The sequence below is a fragment of the Variovorax sp. 350MFTsu5.1 genome, assembly GCF_048302515.1.
GTDB lineage: Bacteria > Pseudomonadota > Gammaproteobacteria > Burkholderiales > Burkholderiaceae_C > Variovorax > Variovorax guangxiensis.
Window position 1 is genome coordinate 3,463,734 of record NZ_CP157620.1, and the last position, 21,027, is coordinate 3,484,760.

Below are 21,027 nucleotides of genomic sequence, written 5' to 3' on the forward strand. Positions count from 1 at the left end.
ACATGCAACTCGCGCTCGCCGGTGCCGCACTGCTCATGGGCCTTGCCGGCGGGCCGCACTGCGTGGCGATGTGCGGCGCCGCCTCTTCGGCGGTGATACGGATCGTGCCGCTCCCGGCCGCAGGGCAGGGCACCATGCCGGCGCTCGCTGCGCCCGGTGCCTTTCATCTGGGCCGCATCGCGAGCTACGCGGCGGCGGGTGCCCTCGCTGCCGCCAGCGTCGACAGCCTGGCGCTGGCCAGCGCGCAGGTCGCCGCACTGCGGCCGCTGTGGGTGATGCTGCACGTCTTCGTGTTCGCCTGGGGCGCGATGCTGGCCGTCACGGGGCGACAGCCGCTGTGGGCGCGGCGCATCGGCCGTTCGCTCGAATCGCGCCTTCGTCCGCATGCGGGCGGCACGGGGCTGGGCGTGCTTGCCGCCGGGCTGCTCTGGGTGGCGCTGCCCTGCGGGCTGCTCTATTCGGCGCTGATGCTGGCCGGGCTAGGCAACGGTCCTTTGCAGGGCGCAGCGCTCATGATGCTGTTCGCGCTCGGCGGCGGACTTTCGCTGTTGCTCGCGCCGTGGCTCTGGCAGCGGTTGCGATGGACTGGCGGGGAGGCGCGCCAAGCCTGGGGTGCGCGGGTGGCCGGCGTCCTGCTGGCGGCGGTGGCGGTGCACGCGCTCTGGTCGGACCTTCTTCAGCAGATCGACGTCTGGTGCCGCTGAGGCGGTGGCTGCGGAGTCGGCTCAGCCGATGCTTTCCAGCAGCAGGGCCTGGAGGATGAAGCGCCGGTTGTCGGCCCGCGAGGTCGCTTCGCCAAGCAGTTCCGAAAGCTGGTTGGCCGCGTGGGCTTTCATTGCCGCGCCGTCGAAAACCGGAACGCCGGCGTGCTCGGCGATGCGTTGCACCAGCGCGGGGGCCAGCCCCTGGCATTCCACGGCTTCGTAGAGTTTGCCGAGCATGCGGGCAGTGTGCTGCACCTCCTGCAAGGGGCTGGAGGCAGACAGGCTCGAGCGCATCACGGCCACGTGCGCGCCCAGTTCCTCCGCTGCAAGGCGGAACAGCGCCTGCGCCTCGTCGGGCTGCGCCTCGCAGAGCAATCCCAGGTTCTTGCCGCGCAGCAGGGGGCGCGTGGTTCCGCCGAGCGCCGCGCGTTGCAGGATGCGCGCCCGTGAGAGCAGGCTGGCCGCTCCCAACGGGGAAAGTTGGCGCTCGGCCTCGGGGCTGCGGACGGTGTTGGAAGGATGCATGGCAACGGTCAATGTATGACTTGCCAAGGTTAGGGATGCCGGCGGGCGGGTCTTTGATGCAGGTCAAGGCGCGGGGGCGATTGCGGCGCCGTGCGCGGGGCGCCCGCGGTTGATACAAACCGGACACACTGCATTGACCCAGTGTCACATTGGGATTCAAGCCATTGGTATTGCAGTTTCGATGGCTCCCTAGCATCGATTCATCGAAACGCGACAGACCACCAAGGAGTCTCGATGCTCAACACCACCCCCACGAACACCGCGCAGTTTTCACCGAGCCTGACCCTGCCCGCCGGCAGCCGGGAATGCGCGGGCCGCAACACCATGGACACGCTGAAACTGCTGGGCGAGCAGCTCAAGCCGCAGCGGCGCGTGGTGCACACGGGCGACACGATCTACCAGGCGGGCGAGCGCTTCGGCAATCTCTACATCCTGAATTCGGGCTTCTTCAAGATCGTGAACCTCTCGGCCGACGGGCGCGAGCAGGTGGTGGGCCTGAAGTTCCGCGGCGACTGGCTGGGCTTCGACGGTATCGCCGGCGGACGCTACGCATGCGACGCGGTGGCCATGGACACCGGCGAGATCTGGGTCGTTTCCTACGAGGCGCTGCTTGCGACCTGCGCCGTGCAGCCCGAGCTCCTTCAATTGCTGCACGCCGCGATGAGCCGCGAGATCGCCCATGACCGCGATTCGCTGATGTCCGTGTGCACGCTGCCGGCCGATGCCCGCGTGGCCGATTTCCTGCGCTACTGGGCGCAGACCCTGGCCGAGCGCGGAATGCGCGGCGACGAGATCACGCTGCGCATGACACGCGCCGAGATCGGCAACTACCTGGGCATGACGCTCGAGAGCGTGAGCCGCGCGCTGTCGCGGCTGGCGAGGGACAACGTGATCGGCTTCGCGACGAAGGGGCGCCGCGACGTGCAGATCCCCGACGTGGGCGCACTCAGCGCTTTCGTGCAGCGCTGCCTCGCGCCCGCGCCGACCATGCTGCAGTAGGAAGAGCGCCGCGACCGGGCGTCAGATGTGCCCGGCCAGCACCTTCGCCATGGCGCGCGCCAGTTCGGCGCGCGAATAGGGCTTGCGCAGCAGCTCCCAGCTTTGCGGAACCTCGCGATCGGCGTCCAGCAGCTCCGAGGAGAACCCCGACATCAGCAGCACCGCCATCTGTGGAAAGCGCTGCTGCACTTCCGCCGCCAGCCGCGTGCCGCGCATGCCCGCGCCCAGCGCGATGTCGCTCAGCAGCAGGTCGAAGGGGCCCGCTCCCGCATCGAGGGCGGACAGGGCCTGGTCAGCGGTGGTGGCCGAGACCACTTCGCAGCCCAGCGCGGCCAGGAAGGCTTCGACCACCTTGCGGACTTCAGCGTCGTCCTCGACCAGCATCACCCGCAGCCCGGCGGGGAGCGCTTCGCTGCCCGGAAGCTCTTCCATGGCGACGGGGGCATCCGACTCTTCTTCCTCCGGCTCCTGCTGCCGCGGCAGGTAGAGCGTGACCGTGGTGCCCAGGCCCACCTTGCTGTCGATCGACACGGCGCCGCGCGACTGGTTGACGAAGCCGTACACCGTGCTCAGGCCCAGGCCCGTGCCGCGCCCGGCTTCCTTCGTGGTGAAGAAAGGCTCGAAGGCGCGCTCCTTCACGTCGTCGGGCATGCCTGTGCCGCTGTCGGTGATGGAGATCGCGACGAAATGCGTGGTGCCGTCGCTGCCGGGATTGTTTTGCTCGTTGCGCAGGTCCGTCGGCAGCGCGTCGCAGATGCCGGTGCGAAAGCGCAGCGTGCCGCCCTCGGGCATGGCGTCGCGCGCATTGATCGCGATGTTGAGCAGTGCCGACTCCAGCTGGCCCGGATCGGCCATGACCAGCGGATGGCCGGGTGCCGTGTCGATCTCGATGCGGATGCGCTGGTCCAGCGTCCGGCGCAGCATGTCGGCCAGCGAGTGCAGAAGCGCATGCGTGTCCACGGCGGCGGGCTGCAGCACCTGCCGCCGCGAGAAAGCCAGCAGCTTGCCGGTGAGTTCCGCACCGCGCCGCGATGCCCGGGCGGCGGCAGCCAGCAGCCGCTGTCCGTGGCTGCTGTGCGCCAGCTCCGGCAGTTCCTCGAGGACCTGCAGGTTGCCCTGGATGACGGTCAGCAGGTTGTTGAAGTCGTGCGCGATGCCGCCCGTGAGCTGGCCGACGCTCTCGAGCCGCTGCGCATGGTTGAGCGCCTCTTCCGTCTGCACGCGCTGCAGGCTGGTGGCGAGCAGGCTGGACAGCGACTCGAGAAAGCGCACCTCCTCATCCCCGAAGCGCCTGGATTCCCTGGAGCGCACCGACAGCATGCCGATCACGCGCCCCCGGTCCGACAGCGGCACGGCGAGCGCGCTGACCAGGCCGGCGTCGATGTAGGCCGCAGGCACGCGAAAGCGCGCTTCGTCGGCGTAGTCGGGCACCACGACGGGCCGGCCCTGCGAGAAGACGAAGCCCGGCGGAGTGTCCGGGCGGTTGGCGACGTGCGCGCCGATCTCCTCGCCCGGTACCAGCCCGACACCGCTGGCCACGCGGAATTCGAGGCGGTTGCTGTCGAGCAGCCAGACCATCGCCACCTCGACCTCCAGTGCCCGGGTGATGATCTCCGGCACGTGCTGCAGCACCGCCTGCAGGTCTCGCGTATCGACCGCCAGCCGCCCGAGCTGGGCCAGATGCTCGCTGTAGCGGGCGCGCTGCAGCGCCTGCTTCACGCGCGGGTAGGCGCCGATGTCGCGGATGGCGGCAACGACGAAGGGCAGGCCATGGCTCTGCAGGGGACTGAGGGCGATCTCCACCATCACTTCGCTGCCGTCCTTGCGCTTGGCCGCCAGTTCCATGTGCGTGCCCATGGGGCGAGGGCGCGGAGCACGACCGTAGGCCTCGCGGTACGAGGCATGGCGCGGGCGGATGCTGTCCGGTACCAGCTCCTCGACGTTCAGCCCGAGTAGCTCGTCTTGCGCATAGCCCAGCAGCGCGGCCGCCGAGGGGTTGGCGAGCATGATGCTGCCGGACTGGTCCACGAGCAGCAGCGAATCGGGATAGGCCACGAAGAGCGAACGGAAGACGCTGCTTTCGTCGATGCCCGAGGGCAGGCGCCGGATGGGCGCGCCGGGCGCCTCGGGCAGCGCAGGGGGGCTGTCCGAAGGGTCAGCCATGGGACACCGGCGGCACCAGCATGTAGCCCGCGCCTCGCACCGACCTGATGAGCTGCGGATCGTCCGCGTCCGACTCGATCTTCTTGCGCAGCCGGCCGACCTGCACGTCGATCGTGCGGTCGAAGGGCGTGGCTTCGCGTCCGCGTGTCTGCTCCAGCAGGAAGTCGCGCGAAAGCACGCGACCTGGATGCAGGGTGAAGACGTGCAGCAGGTCGAACTCGCCGCCGGTCAGCACGACGCTCTCGCCCTGCGGGTTGCGAAGGCTGCGCGAGCCTGTGTCCAGTTGCCAGCCTGCAAAGCGCAGCTTGCCGGCAGACGCCGGCTGATTCGCCACCGGTGCCGGCGTGGCAGGCGCCAGCCGCCTGAGCACGGCCTTCACGCGGGCCACCAGCTCGCGCAGGTCGAAAGGCTTGGTGACGTAGTCGTCCGCTCCCACCTCCAGGCCCACCACCTTGTCGACCGCGTCGCCGCGCCCGGTGACGATGATGAGGCCGCAGCGCCAGCTCTCGCGCATGCGGCGGGCGATGGTGAATCCGTCTTCGCCGGGCAGTCCGAGGTCGAGCAGCACGAGGTCGGCGGGGTCGGTTTCCATCAGCGCCGTGAGAGCCCGCCCCTCATGCACCTGGCTGACGCGGAAGCCATGCCCCTGCAGGTAGCCGGCCAGCAGCTCGGTGATGTCGGGTTCGTCGTCGAGAACCGCGATGTGGGGTGTGTTTTTCATGCGCTGGCGAGGAAATTCAGCACGAGTTTCCTGGGTGTTCCGGTCTCGCTTGAGCGTAGCACGCACCGTGCGCCGAAGCACCTGCAACAAGCCATCCGCCGCCCGCCATGCTGCCCGGCAACGGCGAGACCGCATTGACCTGCATCAAAGTCCGCGACCCGTGCCGTCAGCAGAATCGCCGGCACTGTTCAAGAGGTATGAATGCAATCCCTGCTCTACTCCGGCGTCCTGGATCTTCCGTGGTGGGGCGTGCTGCTGGCCGCTCTCGCGCTCACGCACGTCACCATCGCGTCCGTCACCATCTTCCTGCACCGCCACCAGGCGCACCGCGCGCTCGAGTTGCACCCCGCGGCGAGCCACTTCTTCCGCTTCTGGCTCTGGCTGACCACCGGCATGGTGACCCGGGAGTGGGCCGCGGTGCACCGCAAGCATCACGCGAAGTGCGAGACCCCCGAAGACCCGCACAGCCCGCAGGTGCACGGGCTCAACCGCGTGCTGTGGGGCGGGGTGTTCTATTACATGCGCGAGGCGCGGCACACCGAGACCCTGGAACGCTACGGCCACGGCACGCCCGACGACTGGCTGGAGCGGCATCTCTACTCGAAGCACAAGATCCTGGGCATCGTGCTGATGGGCGTCGTGGACATGGCGCTCTTCGGCGCCGTGCCGGGCGCGCTGGTGCTGCTCGTGCAGATCGCGTGGATTCCGTTCTGGGCGGCCGGCGTGGTCAACGGCATCGGCCACTACTGGGGCTACCGCAACTGGCCGGCCCGCGACGCCAGCACGAACATCTTTCCGGTCGGCATCCTGATCGGCGGGGAGGAACTGCACAACAACCACCATGCCTTTCCGGCCTCGGCGAAGCTTTCGAGCAAGTGGTTCGAGTTCGACATCGGCTGGCTCTACATCCGCACGCTGCAGCCGCTGGGCCTGGCCCGCGTGAAGCACGTGGCGCCCACGCCGCGCCTGGTCGCGCCCAAGGCGAACGTCGACCTGGCCACGGTGCAGGCGATCATCCGCTGCCACTACGACGTGCTGTCGAACTACACGCGCTCGCTGAAGAAAGCCTGCGTGGCCGAACTCGGCCGACTGCGCGCCATTTCGCCGGAGGCCGCGCGCGCCCTGAAGGCCGTCAAGCCCTGGCTCGGCAAGGACCAGGGCCTGCTCGGGCCCTCGCGGCAGCGGCAGGTGATGCAGGCGTTGAAGGCCTCGCAGCCGCTGGCTACGATGTATTCGATGCGCGGCGAGCTGACCGCACTGTGGAGCCGCTCCACCGCCACGGGCGAGCAGCTCGCCAGGCAGTTGCAGGACTGGTGCCAGCGCGCCGAGGCGAGCGGCATCGCGCCGCTGGCGGATTTTTCGCGCCGGCTGCGCTCCTATGCCTGACTGGCCCTTGGGGAGGGCGACACGCGCATTCCTTGTGCCATATCAAGGGAGGTGCGCCCCACGGCGCATAAGGTATTCACGTCACCCTTTTCCGAGGTAGCCCATATGTCCAAGGACAGCTTCTCTACAACCACATCCACGACCCCGGTCTGCGTCGCTGGCGGCAGCCTCCAGGCCCTGCTGGACTGGGAGGTTGCCGTCGCCAGGAGCATGCTCCTCGTGCAGCGCCAGCAGCTGGAAATGATGTTCGCCTGGCAGCGCTCGGCCACCGCCGTACTGTGCGAATTCCGGGACCAGTGGGTCTGCCGCTTCGGCGGCGGCGTGCCGCTGGACGGCTAGGCGCCGAGGCAATCCGCCCGCAATTCCTTTCCGGCGCCGGGACGCGGCGCGCCAGTTCGCGAGGAGTCCATTCATGAACTACAGAACCATCCTTGTGCACCTGGACCATTCGGACCGCAGCCCCGTGCGCGGCGCGGTGGCGGCCCGGTGGGCGCGGGCGCAAGAGGCCCATCTGGTCGGCCTCGTTCCCACGGGCCTGCATGACGGCGTGATTCCCGCCGATGCCATCGCCACCGGCATGAGCGACTACATCGCCGAGTCGGCCGACTACCTGCGCCGTCGCGCCGAGGCCATCGCGCGCGAGTTCCGGGCGGGCATCGCGGCGTCGGCCCCCCTGTCGTACGAGGTGCGGCTGGCCGACGGCGCCACGGTGGATGCGGTCGCAAGGCACGGCCGCGCGAGCGATCTCGTCGTGCTCGGGCAGGACGACGATTCGACCCGGAAGGACACCACGGTTCGCGCGCTCGCCGAGCAGGTGCTGATGGAAGCAGGGCGCCCGGTGCTGGTCGTGCCCTCGGCCGGCGATGCGTTCGAACAGGTGCCGAAGAACGCCGCCGTGGTCTGGGACGGCTCGCGCGAGGCGGCCGTGGCCCTGCGGGCCGCGCTGCCGGCGCTGCGCAACGGCGTGCGCGTGACGCTCGTGTCGTTGCGCCATCCCCGTGACGAAGACGACGCGCGGCGGCTGCTGGTGCCGGACATGATCCAGTACCTGCTGCGGCATGGCGTGAATGCGCGCGCCGAGTCCGGCGTGACCGAGGCCAGCTTCGCGGACGCGCTGTTGTCACGGGTGTCGGAACTGGGCGCGGATCTTCTGGTGATGGGCGGCTACGGCCATTCGCGATTGCGCGAGCGGATCATGGGCGGCGTCACCCGGCAGATCTTCTCGCAGATGACGGTGCCGGTCCTGATGGCGCATTGACGCGCGGCCGGCTCCCGTCAAAGGGCCTCACTGGCTCGCAAGCTCCCCGCTGGACAGCGCGAAGCGCTCGTGCTCGGTCTTCGCGCTCTCGGGCGCGCGCACCAAGAGCACCGGCACGGGTGACATGCGCAGGATGTGTTCGGCGCTGCTGCCCATCACCCAGCGGCCGATTCCACGGCGCCCGTGCGTGCCGATCACGATCAGGTCGGCCTTCCAGGACTGCGCCTCGGCGATGACCTGGTCGTGGACGGTGCCCCTGAAGCTGTCGAGCAGCACGACGTCGGTTTCGACGCCCTCCCGGGCCGCCATGGCACGGCCGTCCTCGAGCAGCTTGCGCGCATTGCCGCGCAGTTCTTCCAGCCAGCTGCCGGCATAGCCAGCGTAGGCGTCCATCGACAGCGCGAACGACAGTTCGTCGATGACGTGCGCCAGCCGCAGGCGTGCGCCCGTGAGCTTCGCGAGATGAATGGCTTCCGCCAGGCCGCGGCTGGCGGTGGAACTGCCGTCGACGGGAACAAGAATTCGCTGGTACATGGCACGACTCCGAAGGGTTGAAAGAGTCGGTCCAGTATCCGGAGGGGCGCCTCGCACGGCTTGATATCGATCAAACGCGCAGCTCCCTGGCAGGAGCGGCCTTGATCTGGAACAAGCCCGCGAGCGAAGAAAGCGCGACCCTAGGGGCATGCACAGGAAGACTCTCATGCCCCACGCCACCGTCCGCATCATCCGCCAGGAGCACGCCGCGCTCGCCGCCATGCTCCGGTCCATCGTCATGCTGCTCGAACAGCACCGCAAGAAGGGCACGCTGCCCGACTTCGCGACGCTCAGGGCCATGCTCTTCTACGTGGACGAGTTTCCCGAGAAGCGCCACCACCGCAAGGAGACCGAGTTGCTGTTTCCCAGGCTGCGCGCCCGCACGCCAATCTCGCGCGAGCTGCTGGACAGGCTCGACAGCGACCATGCCAAGGGCGAACGCCGGATCCGCAACGTGGAGCACGCGCTGCTGGCCTTCGAGATGCTCGGCGATCCGCGGCGCGAGGAGTTCGAAAGAACCGTCGGCGAGTACGTCGATTTCTATCTCGACCACATGGCGCTGGAGGAGCGAGAGATCCTGCCGCTGGCCGAGCGGGTGCTGACCGAGGACGACTGGCGCGACCTGGACAACGCCTTCTCGCAGAACCGCGATCCGATGACCGGGCACGTGCCCGATCTCGAATACAACGCGCTCTTCACGCGCATCGTCAACATCGTTCCCGCTCCCATCGGGCTGGGGCCGGCGCTCTGAGTTGCCGGCAGCGTGCGCCGCCCGGCCAGGAGGGCTTCAGCTCGATTGCGGCGACAGCGTCACGGGGCGCACCACGGCCTGTGGGCCCTCCGCTTCGCGCACGGCGTTGCCGAAGGCCTGCAGCCGCGCCGCGCAGCTGCCGTCGTCCACCTCGCGCATCGTGACCGAGGAACTCAGGATCGGCGCGCGGCCGACAATCCTTGCGATCTCGGCGGCCGCGTTCGGCGCTCCCTGTCCGCCCATCACCGAGAGAACGGCGACATCGGGAAGCCGGGCGCGCTGGCGTGCCACGAAGCTGCGCATGGGGCCGGCGAGCTGCAGCATCCAGATCGGCGACACCAGCACCACGGCGTCGAAGTCGCCCGGCGGCGGCCCGTCGTAGCGGATGGCGGGCTCGCGGCGCAGCAGGGAGTCGATCACGCAGCGCAGGCTGCCCAGGCCGCCCGCGCGAGGCCGCGTCTCGATGATGTTCGCGAGCTGCCAGTTCTGCTGGCTGCACAGCAGCTCCGCGACGCGGCGGGAAGTGCCCGTGTAGGAATAGACGATCACCAGGACGTTGTTCATGCTTGCCTCTGCTGCGTTCATGGAAACCCAATGTAGGCAGCGGGTGGGCCCGATGCCTTGCGCTGCATCAAGGGCCGGTGCGGTGCGCGCGGCGACCATCCTTGCATCGGGGAAGCTCCCCGGCTGAAGGAACCATCATGAAAATCCTGCTTGCCGTCGACGGCAGCGACTACACGGACCGCATGCTGTCCTACCTGGCCGCGCACAAGGAATGGTCGGGCGCGGGCCACGACTTCACCGTCTTCCACGTGGTACTGCCCGTGCCGCATCGCGCCGCGGCTTTCGCGGGACCGGAGATCGTGCACGGCTACTACGAGGACGATGCGCGGATGGTGCTCGAACCTGTGCGCGGCCTGCTTGCCAGGAACGGCATCGAGGCGCGCTTCGAGCACCGCATCGGACATCCTGCCGAGGAGATCGCCGCGTTTGCGCAGAAGGGGAAGTTCGACCTGGTGATCATGGGCTCGAGGGGCCACGGTGCCCTGACGAACCTGGTGCTGGGCTCGGTGGCCAACAAGGTCCTGGCCGCGTGCACGGTGCCGGTACTGCTGGTGCGCTGATGAAGACCGCCGCCTTCGCGCAAGGCGTGGCCGCACTGGCCCTCGGCGCATTCGCGCTCGCGGGCGGAACGAACGCCTGGCCGCAGGCGCGCTCCTGCCTGGAGCGGGGCCAGCCGGCGTCACAGGCCGTCGACTTCGCGGCCGCCGCCGCGCGGCAGTCGCCCGCGGTGGTGAGCATCATGGTCACGGAAGGCAGCGGCGACCGGCCCGCCATCGGCGACGTGCGGCCCTCCATGCCATGGGATCGGGCGTGGGCGCGCGGCTTCGCCTCGGGTTTCATCATCGGCAGCGACGGATACATCCTGACCAGCGCCCATGCGGTGACCGGCGCCCGGGCGATCTCCATCGTCACCGCCGACCAGCGCCGCTTCGACGCCGAAGTGGTGGGAACCGACCGCCTCAGCGATGTCGCGCTGCTGAAGGTCGCGGCTTCAGGCCTGCCGGTCATCGTTCCGCGCCGCGGCAGCGAGCTGTGCCCCGGCGAGCGCGTTGCCGCCATGGGCGCGCCGTTCGGCTTCGAGCGCAGCGTGACTGTCGGCGTGGTGAGCGCCAATCCGCGCTACATGCCTGGAGGAAGCGGCGTGCCGCTGATCCAGAGTGACGTGGCGCTCAACCCAGGCAACTCGGGCGGGCCGCTGTTCGACGAACGGGGCGAGGTGGTGGGAATGAACTCGATGATCTATTCGCCCGGCGGCGGATATTTCGGCATGTCGTTCAGCCTGCCCATCGATACCGCGATGCGTGTCGCGGATGAACTCCGCGCGACCGGGCACGTGAGGCGAGGGCACATCGGCGCCCGCACCCAGCCCCTGACGGCCGAGCTGGCGCCGGCCTTCGGCCTGGCGTCCACGCAGGGAGCGCTGATCGTGCGGGTCGACCCGGACAGCCCGGCCGCGCAGGCGGGACTTCGCAGCGGCGACGTGGTGCTGGCCGCCGGAGGCGACACCGCGATGAGCTACGCCGACATACAGAATCGCGTGGCCGCTACCCGCGCGGGCAGCCGGATCGCGCTGAAGATCTGGCGCCACAAGGCGCCGCTGACGGTGCAGGTGGGCGTGATCGAGAACCCGCCCGATGCCTCGCCCCGTACGGCCGCGCGCACCGCCGCGCAGCAGGAAACGCGCTTCGGGCTCGAACTCATCGAGCGCAAGGGCGTGCTGGGCATAAGCCTGCCGTCCCCGGGGCTGTATGTGCAATCGGTCTCCGGTTCGGCCCAGATGGCGGGGCTGCGATACGGCGACATGCTGATCGCGGTCAACGACGTGGAGGTGGCCAGCCTGGCGGACTTCGACTCGGTGATCCGCTCCATCGCGGAGAGCGACACGGTTGCGCTGCTCGTCGTGCGTGGCTCGGCTCGAAGCTATGTGCCGATCCTTCCGCGCAGTGCCGCGCGCGCTCCGGTGGCGCGGCACGCAGGCAAGGCGGTCGCGCCTGTGCCCTGAGGCTTTCACGATGGAAAAGACGAGCAGCTGCGGCGTTCTGGTGTTTGACATGGCAGGGCAGTTGCTGCTGTGCCACGCAAGCGACAGCCGCTACTGGGACGTTCCCAAGGGCGCCGCCGAAGGGCAGGAGGAGGGCGCGCAAGCGGCTGCGCGCGAGGCGGCCGAGGAGTGCGGTCTCCGCCTGTCACCGGAGCAACTGCGGGAACTGGGGCTCTTCCCCTATCGCAAGGGCAAGGATCTCCGGCTCTTCGCGGCGCTGGTGCGGCCCTTCGAGGCGAAGAGCTGCGTGTGTTCCAGCTTCTACACCGACCGCCATGGACGGCGGCGTCCCGAGATGGACGCGTTCCGCTGGGCCACCTTCGAGCAGTTGCCCCGGCTCTGTGCGCCCAGCCTTGCCGCGGTGCTGACGCAGGCGTTGTCACTGGCAGCCATCCACGGGCAATTGCTCTACGAAGTGGGGCCGGTCGATGTTGCACCCGGGCCGCACGGCTTTCGCGCAGTTGATCCTGCGCAAAGCCGCGCGCAGCCGGCCGCTCAAGAATGACCGCAGGCCGTTCCCGAAAAACCATCACGAGGTCGCCCCATGAACATCACCTTGAACGCAGCCCTGCAAATCCTGGGGTTCTGCATCGCAACGCTGCTGGCAACTGGTGTCCTCGTGCTGGCGGGTTTGAATGAACGGAATTCTTCGCCGAACGGCCTGGAAACCATCTCGCACACAACGAAAGACTCACGATGAAGTCCAACCGCAGAACTTTCATGCTCACGCTTGCCGCAACGGGGGCGGCCGTTACCGCCACCGGCTCTTTCGCACAGGCTCGGCTCGATGAAAAAGACCCGCAGGCCGTGGCCTTGAGCTATGTAGCCGACTCGGCGAAGGCCGACGTGAAGAAGTTCCCGAAGCATGACAGCGCGCAGTTGTGCAACGGCTGTGCGCTTTGGCAATCCAAGCCGACGGATGCGCAAGGCAACTGCGCGCTGTTTGCCGGCAAGCAAGTCAACGCCAAAGGCTGGTGTAGCGCTTGGGCCAGGAAGGTCTAGCGGACCGATTTCGCCAGCTTCAGGCGCATGGCGCGTGCGAATGAGGCGAGGCCGGCCAAGTGCGGCTATCGACTTGCGACCGCGCGGCTCTCGCTGGGCTCCCAGCCGCCACCCAGTGCCTTGAAGGCCGTGACCGCGGCACGCGCCGCTTCGGTCTGCGCCTGGGCTTTCGCATCGGAGGCGCGCAGCAGGTTGTCGTCGGCCTGCAGTACTTCGATCAGGCTCACCACGCCCTGCTGGTAGGCCGCAAAGGAAGCGCTGCGCGCGCGGCCCAGCGAGTCCACGCCCTGGGCCAGCACGCTGGCTTGCTCCTCGCGCTTGGCGAGGGCCGAGAGTGCGTTCTCGACATCCTCAGTGGCGCGCAGCACGGCCAGCCGATATGCGCCGAGCAGTTCCGCGTCCCGGCCCTTGGCGAGATCGATCTGTGCATTGATGCGGCCGAAATCGAAGAGGCGCCAGCGCAGGCCCAGCACTGCAGCCGCCTGGCTGGCGCCGCCGGTGAAGAGATTGCCGCTCGCCACGGACGTCGCGCTGCCCAGCATGCCGCTCAGGGACAGCTTGGGGTAGTACTCGGCGACAGCCACGCCGATGCGGGCATTCGACGCGGCGAGACGGCGCTCGGCTGCAATCAGGTCGGGGCGTCGCCTGAGCAGGTCGCCCGGTGTGCCCGAGTCATGGAGCTGCGGCGCGACGGGAATGGCGCCGGCCTCGGCCAATTCGGCCCGGTGCGTGCCCGGCGAGGCGCCCAGCATCACATCCAGCGCGTTCATCGCTGTGTCCAGGCCCGCCTCCAGTACCGGGACGGAGGCTTGGACCTGGGCCAGAGCACCTTCGGCCTGCCGCACCTGGAGTTCGGCGGCCAGCCCCTTGCCATAGAGAAGGTTGACCGTGGACAGCAGCTGCTGCTGCGTCTGCACCTGCCGGCGCGCCACGCCGAGGCGCGTCTGAAGGCCGCGGATGCTGATGTAGATATCGGCGGTCTGGGCCGCCACTGCCAACCGCGTGGCGACGGCCGAGGCCTCCGAGGCCTGGTATTCGGCGAGCGCCGCTTCGCGTCCGCGGCGCAAGCCTCCGAACAGGTCCACTTCCCAGCTCGCACCCAGATTGGCTTCGTAGGCGCTGCCGTAGCGGTCGAGGCCAGGCCTCGAGTTCAGCACCTGTCCCAGCGGCGTTTCAACGGACTGGTAGGCCCGGGCTGCCTGTGCGCTGACGTTACCCGAAGGCAGCAGGGCGGCATTCGCCGCGCCCAACGCAGCACGCGCCTGCGCGACGCGCGCGGATGCCTGGGCGAGATCGAGGTTCTGCGCAAGCGCGAGCGTGACGAACCCAGCCAGCTGTGGATCGCCGAAGCCGGTCCACCAGGCGCGGAGATCGGCGCTGCCCGCGGCGGTCCGTTGCTCGAGGCCCTGCCGGCCCAGGTACTGCTGCGGCATCGCCATGTCGGGGCGTGCGTAGTCGGGGCCGACCGCGCAACCTGCAAGAAGGCCGGTCGCAATGAGCGGAACAAGGATGCGCTGGAGCATGGTGTTCTTCCTGAGCTGGAGAGGAAACGTCGATTTGGCGGTGACTATATATCAAAATGGTCACTCGTTGTTCAATCATTCGGCGCGCGGTAAGCTGTCAGGCATGAGCAAAGAAATCTCCTCTGCCGGCGTGGCGCGCGGGCCGGTCGACCATGACGTGCGCGACCAGATCGTTGCCGCGGCGACCGAGCACTTCAGCCGGTACGGGTATGAAAAGACGACCGTTTCCGATCTCGCCAAAGCCATCGGGTTTTCCAAGGCGTACATCTACAAGTTCTTCGAGTCCAAGCAGGCCATCGGCGAAATGATCTGCGCAAACTGCCTGAGCGAGATCCACGCCGAGGTACGGGCTGCGGTCGAGGGGGCAGATCGTCCTGCGGAGAAGCTGCGCCGGATGTTCAAGTCGGTGGTCGAGGCGAGCCTTCGTCTGTTCTCCGAGGATCGCAAGCTCTACGAAATCGCGAGCTCCGCCGCCACCGAGCGCTGGCAGGTAGCGTTTGCGCACGAAGCGCACATCCGGCAATTGCTTCAGGACATCCTGCGCGAAGGCCGGGAGACGGGGGAGTTCGAGCGCAAGACGCCGATCGATGAGGCAGTCTCGGCCATCTACCTCGTCATGCACCCCTACATCAATCCGCTGCTGCTGCAGTACAGCTTCGACCACACGGCTGAAGCGCCCGCCCAACTGTCCAGCCTGGTGCTGCGCAGCCTGTCTCCGTGAAGCCGATTTGTCTGTGACTGTTGACTGAATTAGTCACAAGTATCAGAATACGGGTCCTGATCATTTCGATACCGGGACTCTCATGCCTTGGCGCCGCCTTGCTATCTCCATCGTCACCTGTGCATTGCCGCTCGCGCTGGTCGCCTGCGGCGAGAAGGCGCCTCCTGACCCTCGAACCCAGGCGCCGCAGGTTCGCGTCGCGGTCGTCGAAGGCGCCGGCGCCGCGTCGCGTGCGTTCACGGGCACCGTAGCCGCCCGGATTCAGAGCGACCTGGCCTTCCGGGTCTCGGGCAAGGTCCTGCAGCGGCTGGTGGACACAGGGCAGGGCGTCAGGCGCGGCCAGGTGCTCATGCGCATCGACCCCATCGACCTGAAGCTTGCGGCCCATGCGCAGCAGGAGGCGGTCGCCGCGGCACGGGCGCGCTTGCAGCAAGCAGCGCAGGACGAGGTCCGCTACCGCGATCTGCGCGGCACCGGTGCGATCTCGGCATCGACCTACGACCAGGTCAAGGCGGCCGCGGACACGGCCAAGGCCCAGGTCAGCGCGGCCGAGGCCCAGGCGGATGTCGCGCGCAATGCGAGCGGCTATGCCGAACTCGTGGCTGACGGCGACGGGGTGGTCATGGAAACGCTGGCCGAGCCCGGCCAGGTCGTGAGCGCTGGTCAGACGGTGGTCCGCGTGGCCCGCGCCGGCCCGCGCGAAGCCGTGGTCCAGTTGCCGGAAACCCTGCGCCCCGCGGTCGGGTCCGTGGGGCAGGCCACGCTCTTCGGCAGGGAGGGCGTGAGCGTGGCGACCACGCTGCGGCAGCTCTCGGAGGCCGCGGACCGGCAGACGCGCACCTTCGAGGCGCGCTATGTCCTCAGGGGTGAGCTCGCCGATGCGCCGTTGGGTGCGACGGTCACCATCCGGATTCCTCAGGGCCTTCCCTCCGCGTCGGGAGGACTGCAGGTACCGATCGGCGCGCTCTTCGACGCCGGCAAGGGGCCGGGGGTGTGGCTCGTCAGTGGCGAGCCGGCCAGGGTCAACTGGCGGCCGGTCGTGGTCGAACGCCTGGATGACGATGGCGCGCGCGTTACCGGGTCGCTCCAGCAGGGCGACCGGATCGTCTCGCTCGGGGCGCATCTGCTGCGCGAGGGCGAGCAGGTACGGGTGGCCGACCAGGCGGGCGCCGTCGCGGCGCGCGGAGTCCGCCCGTGAGCGCAGGCCGCTTCAACCTCTCGGCGCTCGCGGTGCGCGAGCGCTCGGTCACCTTGTTTCTGATCTGCCTGATCTCGCTGGCGGGCCTGGTTTCGTTCTTCAAGCTGGGCCGGGCGGAAGACCCGGCCTTCACCATCAAGGTGATGACCATCGTCACCGCGTGGCCCGGCGCGACCGCGCAGGAAATGCAGGACCAGGTTGCCGAGAAGCTCGAGAAGCGGCTGCAGGAACTGCGCTACTACGACCGCGCCGAGACCTACACCCGGCCCGGCCTGGCCTTCACGACGCTGACCCTGCTCGACAGCACACCGCCTTCGCAGGTGCAGGAGCAGTTCTACCAGGCCCGCAAGAAGGTCGGCGACGAGGCGGGCAACCTGCCTGTGGGCGTGATCGGACCGATGCTGAACGACGAGTACGCGGACGTCACCTTCGCGCTGTACGCCCTCAAGGCGAAGGGCGAGGCGCAGCGCCTGCTGGTGCGCGACGCCGAGACGCTGCGCCAGCGCCTGCTGCATGTGCCGGGCGTGAAGAAGGTCAACATCGCCGGTGAGCAGTCCGAGCGCATCTATGTCGAGTTCTCGCACGAGCGCCTGGCGACCCTGGGCGTCAGTGCGCAGGACGTCTTCGCGGCGCTCAACGGCCAGAATGCCCTGACGCCGGCGGGGTCCGTGGAAACGAAGGGCCCCCAGGTGTTCATCCGCCTGGACGGGCCGTTCGACGAGCTGCGCAAGATCCGCGACACGCCGGTCACCTCGCAAGGCCGCACCCTGAAGCTGTCGGACATCGCCGAGGTCAAGCGGGGCTATGAAGACCCGGCGAGCTTCATGATCCGCAACGGCGGCGAGCCGGCCCTGCTGCTGGGGGTGGTCATGCGGGAAGGCTGGAACGGGCTCGACCTGGGCAAGGCGCTGGAGCGCGAGGTGGGAGCGATCAATGCCGAGCAGCCGCTGGGCATGAGCCTGACCAAGGTCACGGACCAGGCCGTCAACATCAGCGCCGCGGTCGATGAGTTCATGGTCAAGTTCTTCGCCGCGCTGCTGGTGGTCATGCTCGTGAGCTTCCTGAGCATGGGCTGGCGCGCAGGCCTCGTCGTCGCCGCCGCAGTGCCGCTGACGCTGGCGATCGTCTTCGTGGTGATGGCTGCTACGGGCAAGGACTTCGATCGCATCACGCTCGGCTCCCTGATCCTCGCGCTGGGCCTGCTGGTGGACGACGCGATCATCGCCATCGAGATGATGGTGGTGAAGATGGAGGAGGGCTACAGCCGCGTCGCCGCCTCCGCCTATGCCTGGAGCCACACGGCCGCGCCGATGCTTTCGGGCACGCTGGTCACGGCCGTCGGCTTCATGCCCAATGGCTTTGCGCCATCCAGCGCAGGCGAATACACCAGCAACATGTTCTGGATCGTCGGCATTGCGCTGATCGCGTCCTGGGTGGTCGCGGTCGTCTTCACGCCCTACCTCGGTGTCAAGCTGCTGCCCGATTTCAAGAAGATCGAAGGCGGTCACGCCGCGATCTATGGCACGCCGCGCTACAACCGGCTGCGTGGGATGCTCGGGCGCGTGATCGCACGCAAATGGGCGGTGGCCGGTGCGGTGGTCGGCCTTCTCGTGGCAGCCGTTCTCGGCATGGGCCTGGTCAAGAAACAGTTCTTCCCGATTTCGGACCGGCCTGAAGTCCTGGTGGAGGTGCAGATGCCCTATGGCACATCGATCACCCGGACTAGCGAAGCCACGGCGAAGGTGGAGGCGTGGTTGGCCGGACAGAAGGAGGCCCACATCGTCACGTCCTATATCGGGCAGGGCGCGCCGCGCTTCTTCTTCGCGATGGGCCCCGAGCTGCCCGATCCGTCATTCGCCAAGATCGTGGTGCGCACCGACAGCCAGGAAGAGCGCGAAGCCCTGAAGCATCGACTGCGCGAGGCCATCGCCGACGGTCTGGCCTCCGAGGCGCGCGTGCGCGTCACCCAGCTGGTGTTCGGCCCGTATTCGCCGTTCCCAGTCGCCTACCGCGTCACGGGACCGGACCCCGACAAGCTGCGCGACATCGCGGCTCAGGTGCAGCAGGTCATGGAAGCCAGCCCGATGGTGCGCACGGTCAATACCGACTGGGGGACACGCACTCCCACGCTGCACTTCACCCTGCATCAGGACCGCCTGCAGACCCTGGGGCTGAACTCCGGCACGGTGGCGCAGCAGTTGCAGTTCTTCCTGAGCGGCGTGCCCGTTACCGCCGTGCGCGAGGACATCCGCACGGTGCAGGTAGTGGCGCGCTCGGCCGGCGCCAGCCGCCTCGACGTGTCGAGGATCGCCGATTTCACGCTGGCGGGTGCCAACGGGCAGCGCATTCCGTTGTCGCAGGTGGGCGAGGTCGAGGTACGCATGGAGGAACCGGTCATGCGCCGGCGCGACCGCATGCCGACGATCACCGTGCAAGGCGACATCGCCGACGAACTGCAGCCACCCGACGTGTCGACGGCCATCACCGCGCAACTGCGCCCCGTCATGGACAAGCTGCCCTCCGGCTACCGCATCGATGAGGCCGGCTCCATCGAGGAATCGGGCAAGGCGACCAGGGCCATGCTGCCGCTGTTCCCGATCATGCTGGCGGCCACGCTGCTGATCATCATCTTCCAGGTGCGTTCGATCTCCGCGATGGTCATGGTCTTCCTGACGAGCCCGCTGGGGCTGATCGGCGTGGTGCCGACGCTGCTTGTCTTCCGGGAGCCCTTCGGCATCAATGCGCTGGTCGGCCTCGTGGCGCTCTCGGGCATCCTGATGCGCAACACGCTGATCCTGATCGGACAGATCCACAACAACCAGCAGGAAGGTCTCGATCCGTTCCACGCGGTCGTCGAGGCCACTGTGCAGCGTGCGCGACCGGTGATCCTGACCGCGCTGGCGGCGATCCTGGCGTTCATTCCGCTGACCCATTCGGTGTTCTGGGGAGCGCTTGCGTACACGCTGATCGGTGGAACCCTTGCGGGCACGGTCCTGACGCTGGTGTTCCTGCCGGCGATGTATTCCATCTGGTTCAGGATCAGGCCCGGCGACGCCGCAGCCGCTGCGCACTGACAACGCTTTTCACCACTCATACAGATCGAAGGAAAACACCATGTCAAGTTCATCGGTTGTCGTCGTGACCGGCGCGTCATCGGGCATTGGGCGCGCCGCCGCGGAAAGCTTCGTCGCGCGAGGCTGCCGGGTGTTCGGCACCGTGCGCGACCTGCGCAAGGCGCCCGTGGTGCCCGGTGTGGAGTTCGTTGAAATGGACGTCCGGGAGGAGGAGTCGGTGCAGGCCGGCATCGACTCCATCATCGAGCAGGGCCTGCGCATCGATGTGCTGGTCAACAACGCGGGAATGATGATGCTCGGCGCGGTCGAAGAGACGGCGACGGCAGAAGCCGCGGCGCTGTTCGACACCAATGTCTTCGGCGTGCTGCGCGTCACGCGCGCCGTGCTCCCCTCCATGCGCAAGCAGCATCGCGGGCGCATCGTCAATGTGAGCTCGCTGTTCGGCGTGATGCCGGCGCCCTACATGGGCATGTATGCGGCCGCCAAGCATGCGCTCGAGGGCCTCTCGGAGTCGCTGGACCACGAGGTGCGCCAGTTCGGCGTTCGCGTGACGCTGGTGCAGCCGGCGTTCACCCGGACCAACCTCGACATCAATGCGCCGCGTGCCAAGGCGCCGATCGCGGACTACGACCGCGAACGCGGCCTGGTCGAGCGCGCGGTGGCCGACAGCGTCAACAACGCGCCGCCGCCGCAGGGCGTGGCCAACACCATCGTGGAAGCGGCGCTCGGCCCCTGGCGCATGCGTTGCACGCCGCCCGGCGAGGCCTCGGTCCTGGCGAAGCTTCGCCGTTTCATGCCCGCGGGTCCGGTCGACGCGAGCTTGAGAAAAAAGCTCGGTCTCGCCTGATACATCGACCCGCCGGAGCCGGCCTGGCCGGTGTCTGGCACCGTCTTGCAAGGAAGGAGAGGCCTTGGACAGCTTGGAACTCTTGCGAACCTTCAACGAAGTCGCCGTGTCGGGCAGCTTCTCGCGCGCCGCGAAGCACCTCGAACTGTCCAGAGCCACCGTGAGCAAGTACGTCGCGAAGCTCGAGGGGCGCTTCGGTGTGCGACTGCTGAACAGGAACAGCCACGCCGTCAGCCTCACGGATGCCGGCGTGCTCTTGCTCGAGCGGAGCAAGCCCGTGCTGGAGTTGGTGGAAGCAACCCGTGCGGAACTGCAGGATCGCGCGTTGACTCCGAGCGGCCGTTTGCGCATTTCCGCGCCCCACGGCATCGACCAGACCGAGTTGCCGGCGCTCTTCAACACCTTCCTGGGTCACTACCCCGATGCCAGCATCAGTCTCTTGCTGACCAATCGCCTTGTCGACCTGGCAGAGGAGGGGGTCGACATTGCGTTGCGCTTTGGGCCGATCGCGAACGAGAACCTGATCGTTCGCAAGTTGCTTCTGATGGGTTTGACCGTTTGCGCGGCCCCGATGTACTGGAAAAGCAGAGGAGTGCCCTCCCACCCCAGCGAACTCGCCAACCACGATGCGTTGATCAGTACCCACCTGAATCCATCGTCCAAGTGGCGCTTCCAGGTCGACGGCGAGCCGTTGGAGATCGCGGTGCATGGCCGGCTGGATGCCACCGAGGCCAGCCCGCTCATCCAGGCCGCACTGCAAGGCGCTGGCGTGCTGTACTTGCCGACGGTCATGCTGAAGCCCTATCTCGACAGCGGCCGGCTGGTTCCCGCGCTGTCGGATTTCGTGCGCAGTGACATGTGGCTTTCAGCCGTCTACCTGCAAAGACGCCACAGCACCGCGGTTCACCGGGCGTTCCTCGATTTCCTCGAAAGTCGGATCAAGGCCGGCAAGACCCTCCGTCGAGGTTGAACGCAGTGCCCGGTGCCGCCTTCATGGCGTTTCATGGGTGAGGTTC

The 21,027-nt window shown here is 68.0% G+C and carries 22 protein-coding genes; 16 read left to right on the top strand and 6 right to left on the bottom strand.

Annotated features, from left to right (window positions below):
* Positions 1 to 2 precede the first annotated feature (2 nt).
* On the top strand, positions 3 to 704 hold the full coding sequence (locus ABL843_RS15680) for a sulfite exporter TauE/SafE family protein (protein WP_418116413.1): 702 nt from the start codon (positions 3 to 5) through the stop codon (positions 702 to 704).
* A gap of 21 nt (positions 705 to 725) precedes the next feature.
* On the opposite strand, the gene ABL843_RS15685 is transcribed toward ABL843_RS15680, so the two are convergent.
* A complete protein-coding gene (locus ABL843_RS15685; protein WP_418116414.1) occupies positions 726 to 1,229 on the bottom strand; it encodes an ornithine carbamoyltransferase in 504 nt (167 codons plus the stop codon).
* A 234-nt stretch (positions 1,230 to 1,463) separates the two neighbouring features.
* Between ABL843_RS15685 and ABL843_RS15690 the strand changes: the two genes are divergently transcribed.
* Positions 1,464 to 2,228, top strand: coding sequence for a Crp/Fnr family transcriptional regulator (locus ABL843_RS15690; protein WP_369662319.1), 765 nt, complete (start codon positions 1,464 to 1,466; stop codon positions 2,226 to 2,228).
* A 21-nt stretch (positions 2,229 to 2,249) separates the two neighbouring features.
* Here ABL843_RS15690 and ABL843_RS15695 read toward each other — a convergent pair whose 3' ends face one another.
* Together ABL843_RS15695 and ABL843_RS15700 are read right to left on the bottom strand one after the other, a co-directional pair.
* Positions 2,250 to 4,391: a PAS domain S-box protein gene (locus ABL843_RS15695; protein ID WP_418116415.1), complete on the bottom strand. Its 2,142-nt coding sequence runs from the start codon at positions 4,389 to 4,391 to the stop codon at positions 2,250 to 2,252.
* On the bottom strand, positions 4,384 to 5,112 hold the full coding sequence (locus tag ABL843_RS15700) for a response regulator (protein WP_184637883.1): 729 nt from the start codon (positions 5,110 to 5,112) through the stop codon (positions 4,384 to 4,386). The genes ABL843_RS15695 and ABL843_RS15700 overlap by 8 nt, the downstream gene beginning before the upstream one ends.
* A 201-nt stretch (positions 5,113 to 5,313) precedes the next feature.
* On the opposite strand from ABL843_RS15700, the gene ABL843_RS15705 reads away from it, so the two are divergent.
* From ABL843_RS15705 to ABL843_RS15715, 3 genes are all read left to right on the top strand, one after another.
* Positions 5,314 to 6,498 carry a fatty acid desaturase gene (locus ABL843_RS15705; protein WP_418116416.1) on the top strand — a complete coding sequence of 395 codons (1,185 nt, stop codon included), beginning with the start codon at positions 5,314 to 5,316 and terminating at the stop codon, positions 6,496 to 6,498.
* 105 nt (positions 6,499 to 6,603) lie between these two features.
* Positions 6,604 to 6,837 carry a hypothetical protein gene (locus ABL843_RS15710; RefSeq protein WP_369662315.1) on the top strand — a complete coding sequence of 78 codons (234 nt, stop codon included), beginning with the start codon at positions 6,604 to 6,606 and terminating at the stop codon, positions 6,835 to 6,837.
* Positions 6,838 to 6,910: 73 nt separating this feature from the next.
* On the top strand, positions 6,911 to 7,756 hold the full coding sequence (locus ABL843_RS15715) for a universal stress protein (protein ID WP_418116417.1): 846 nt from the start codon (positions 6,911 to 6,913) through the stop codon (positions 7,754 to 7,756).
* 27 nt (positions 7,757 to 7,783) lie between these two features.
* Here ABL843_RS15715 and ABL843_RS15720 read toward each other — a convergent pair whose 3' ends face one another.
* On the bottom strand, positions 7,784 to 8,290 hold the full coding sequence (locus ABL843_RS15720; protein WP_418116418.1) for a universal stress protein: 507 nt from the start codon (positions 8,288 to 8,290) through the stop codon (positions 7,784 to 7,786).
* 166 nt (positions 8,291 to 8,456) lie between these two features.
* Here ABL843_RS15720 and ABL843_RS15725 point away from each other — a divergent pair, with 166 nt between their 5' ends.
* Positions 8,457 to 9,041 (top strand): hemerythrin domain-containing protein, encoded by a 585-nt coding sequence (locus ABL843_RS15725; RefSeq protein ID WP_418116419.1) that lies wholly within the window; start codon positions 8,457 to 8,459, stop codon positions 9,039 to 9,041.
* A 36-nt stretch (positions 9,042 to 9,077) separates the two neighbouring features.
* On the opposite strand, the gene ABL843_RS15730 is transcribed toward ABL843_RS15725, so the two are convergent.
* On the bottom strand, positions 9,078 to 9,605 hold the full coding sequence (locus tag ABL843_RS15730) for a flavodoxin family protein (protein ID WP_418116420.1): 528 nt from the start codon (positions 9,603 to 9,605) through the stop codon (positions 9,078 to 9,080).
* Positions 9,606 to 9,742: 137 nt separating this feature from the next.
* Here ABL843_RS15730 and ABL843_RS15735 point away from each other — a divergent pair, with 137 nt between their 5' ends.
* Genes ABL843_RS15735 through ABL843_RS15755 form a run of 5 tightly spaced genes read left to right on the top strand, consistent with a single transcriptional unit; the run spans position 9,743 to position 12,648 of the window.
* Entirely contained in the window at positions 9,743 to 10,165 is a 423-nt protein-coding gene (locus tag ABL843_RS15735) for a universal stress protein (RefSeq protein WP_126019946.1), read from the top strand.
* Positions 10,165 to 11,607, top strand: coding sequence for a trypsin-like peptidase domain-containing protein (locus ABL843_RS15740; protein WP_418116421.1), 1,443 nt, complete (start codon positions 10,165 to 10,167; stop codon positions 11,605 to 11,607). The genes ABL843_RS15735 and ABL843_RS15740 overlap by 1 nt, the downstream gene beginning before the upstream one ends.
* Before the next feature lie 10 nt (positions 11,608 to 11,617).
* The gene (locus tag ABL843_RS15745; RefSeq protein WP_418116422.1) at positions 11,618 to 12,151 is read left to right on the top strand and encodes an NUDIX domain-containing protein; all 534 of its coding nucleotides are present in this window, start codon (positions 11,618 to 11,620) and stop codon (positions 12,149 to 12,151) included.
* Between the two features lie 39 nt (positions 12,152 to 12,190).
* The gene (locus tag ABL843_RS15750; RefSeq protein ID WP_184637865.1) at positions 12,191 to 12,346 is read left to right on the top strand and encodes a hypothetical protein; all 156 of its coding nucleotides are present in this window, start codon (positions 12,191 to 12,193) and stop codon (positions 12,344 to 12,346) included.
* Complete coding sequence (locus ABL843_RS15755) at positions 12,343 to 12,648, top strand: high-potential iron-sulfur protein (protein WP_418116423.1); 306 nt, start codon at positions 12,343 to 12,345, stop codon at positions 12,646 to 12,648. The genes ABL843_RS15750 and ABL843_RS15755 overlap by 4 nt, the downstream gene beginning before the upstream one ends.
* Before the next feature lie 65 nt (positions 12,649 to 12,713).
* Here ABL843_RS15755 and ABL843_RS15760 read toward each other — a convergent pair whose 3' ends face one another.
* The gene (locus tag ABL843_RS15760; RefSeq protein ID WP_418116424.1) at positions 12,714 to 14,171 is read right to left on the bottom strand and encodes an efflux transporter outer membrane subunit; all 1,458 of its coding nucleotides are present in this window, start codon (positions 14,169 to 14,171) and stop codon (positions 12,714 to 12,716) included.
* 103 nt (positions 14,172 to 14,274) lie between these two features.
* Here ABL843_RS15760 and ABL843_RS15765 point away from each other — a divergent pair, with 103 nt between their 5' ends.
* The 5 genes from ABL843_RS15765 (at position 14,275) to ABL843_RS15785 (ending at position 20,981) form a co-directional block, all read left to right on the top strand.
* Positions 14,275 to 14,892 carry a TetR/AcrR family transcriptional regulator gene (locus tag ABL843_RS15765; RefSeq protein ID WP_184638754.1) on the top strand — a complete coding sequence of 206 codons (618 nt, stop codon included), beginning with the start codon at positions 14,275 to 14,277 and terminating at the stop codon, positions 14,890 to 14,892.
* 82 nt (positions 14,893 to 14,974) lie between these two features.
* Positions 14,975 to 16,090, top strand: a complete 1,116-nt coding sequence (locus ABL843_RS15770; RefSeq protein WP_418116425.1) for an efflux RND transporter periplasmic adaptor subunit — start codon at positions 14,975 to 14,977, stop codon at positions 16,088 to 16,090.
* Entirely contained in the window at positions 16,087 to 19,164 is a 3,078-nt protein-coding gene (locus ABL843_RS15775) for an efflux RND transporter permease subunit (RefSeq protein WP_418116426.1), read from the top strand. The genes ABL843_RS15770 and ABL843_RS15775 overlap by 4 nt, the downstream gene beginning before the upstream one ends.
* Before the next feature lie 40 nt (positions 19,165 to 19,204).
* Complete coding sequence (locus ABL843_RS15780) at positions 19,205 to 20,011, top strand: oxidoreductase (protein WP_418116427.1); 807 nt, start codon at positions 19,205 to 19,207, stop codon at positions 20,009 to 20,011.
* Between the two features lie 64 nt (positions 20,012 to 20,075).
* Positions 20,076 to 20,981: a LysR substrate-binding domain-containing protein gene (locus tag ABL843_RS15785; RefSeq protein ID WP_418116428.1), complete on the top strand. Its 906-nt coding sequence runs from the start codon at positions 20,076 to 20,078 to the stop codon at positions 20,979 to 20,981.
* Positions 20,982 to 21,027: the final 46 nt, after the last annotated feature.

Coding starts and splice junctions, on each gene's coding strand:
- ABL843_RS15680 (WP_418116413.1), top strand. CDS start 3: ATGCAACTCGCGCTCGCCGGTGCCGCACTGCTCATGGGCCTTGCCGGC.
- ABL843_RS15685 (WP_418116414.1), bottom strand. CDS start 1,229: ATGCATCCTTCCAACACCGTCCGCAGCCCCGAGGCCGAGCGCCAACTT.
- ABL843_RS15690 (WP_369662319.1), top strand. CDS start 1,464: ATGCTCAACACCACCCCCACGAACACCGCGCAGTTTTCACCGAGCCTG.
- ABL843_RS15695 (WP_418116415.1), bottom strand. CDS start 4,391: ATGGCTGACCCTTCGGACAGCCCCCCTGCGCTGCCCGAGGCGCCCGGC.
- ABL843_RS15700 (WP_184637883.1), bottom strand. CDS start 5,112: ATGAAAAACACACCCCACATCGCGGTTCTCGACGACGAACCCGACATC.
- ABL843_RS15705 (WP_418116416.1), top strand. CDS start 5,314: ATGCAATCCCTGCTCTACTCCGGCGTCCTGGATCTTCCGTGGTGGGGC.
- ABL843_RS15710 (WP_369662315.1), top strand. CDS start 6,604: ATGTCCAAGGACAGCTTCTCTACAACCACATCCACGACCCCGGTCTGC.
- ABL843_RS15715 (WP_418116417.1), top strand. CDS start 6,911: ATGAACTACAGAACCATCCTTGTGCACCTGGACCATTCGGACCGCAGC.
- ABL843_RS15720 (WP_418116418.1), bottom strand. CDS start 8,290: ATGTACCAGCGAATTCTTGTTCCCGTCGACGGCAGTTCCACCGCCAGC.
- ABL843_RS15725 (WP_418116419.1), top strand. CDS start 8,457: ATGCCCCACGCCACCGTCCGCATCATCCGCCAGGAGCACGCCGCGCTC.
- ABL843_RS15730 (WP_418116420.1), bottom strand. CDS start 9,605: ATGAACAACGTCCTGGTGATCGTCTATTCCTACACGGGCACTTCCCGC.
- ABL843_RS15735 (WP_126019946.1), top strand. CDS start 9,743: ATGAAAATCCTGCTTGCCGTCGACGGCAGCGACTACACGGACCGCATG.
- ABL843_RS15740 (WP_418116421.1), top strand. CDS start 10,165: ATGAAGACCGCCGCCTTCGCGCAAGGCGTGGCCGCACTGGCCCTCGGC.
- ABL843_RS15745 (WP_418116422.1), top strand. CDS start 11,618: ATGGAAAAGACGAGCAGCTGCGGCGTTCTGGTGTTTGACATGGCAGGG.
- ABL843_RS15750 (WP_184637865.1), top strand. CDS start 12,191: ATGAACATCACCTTGAACGCAGCCCTGCAAATCCTGGGGTTCTGCATC.
- ABL843_RS15755 (WP_418116423.1), top strand. CDS start 12,343: ATGAAGTCCAACCGCAGAACTTTCATGCTCACGCTTGCCGCAACGGGG.
- ABL843_RS15760 (WP_418116424.1), bottom strand. CDS start 14,171: ATGCTCCAGCGCATCCTTGTTCCGCTCATTGCGACCGGCCTTCTTGCA.
- ABL843_RS15765 (WP_184638754.1), top strand. CDS start 14,275: ATGAGCAAAGAAATCTCCTCTGCCGGCGTGGCGCGCGGGCCGGTCGAC.
- ABL843_RS15770 (WP_418116425.1), top strand. CDS start 14,975: ATGCCTTGGCGCCGCCTTGCTATCTCCATCGTCACCTGTGCATTGCCG.
- ABL843_RS15780 (WP_418116427.1), top strand. CDS start 19,205: ATGTCAAGTTCATCGGTTGTCGTCGTGACCGGCGCGTCATCGGGCATT.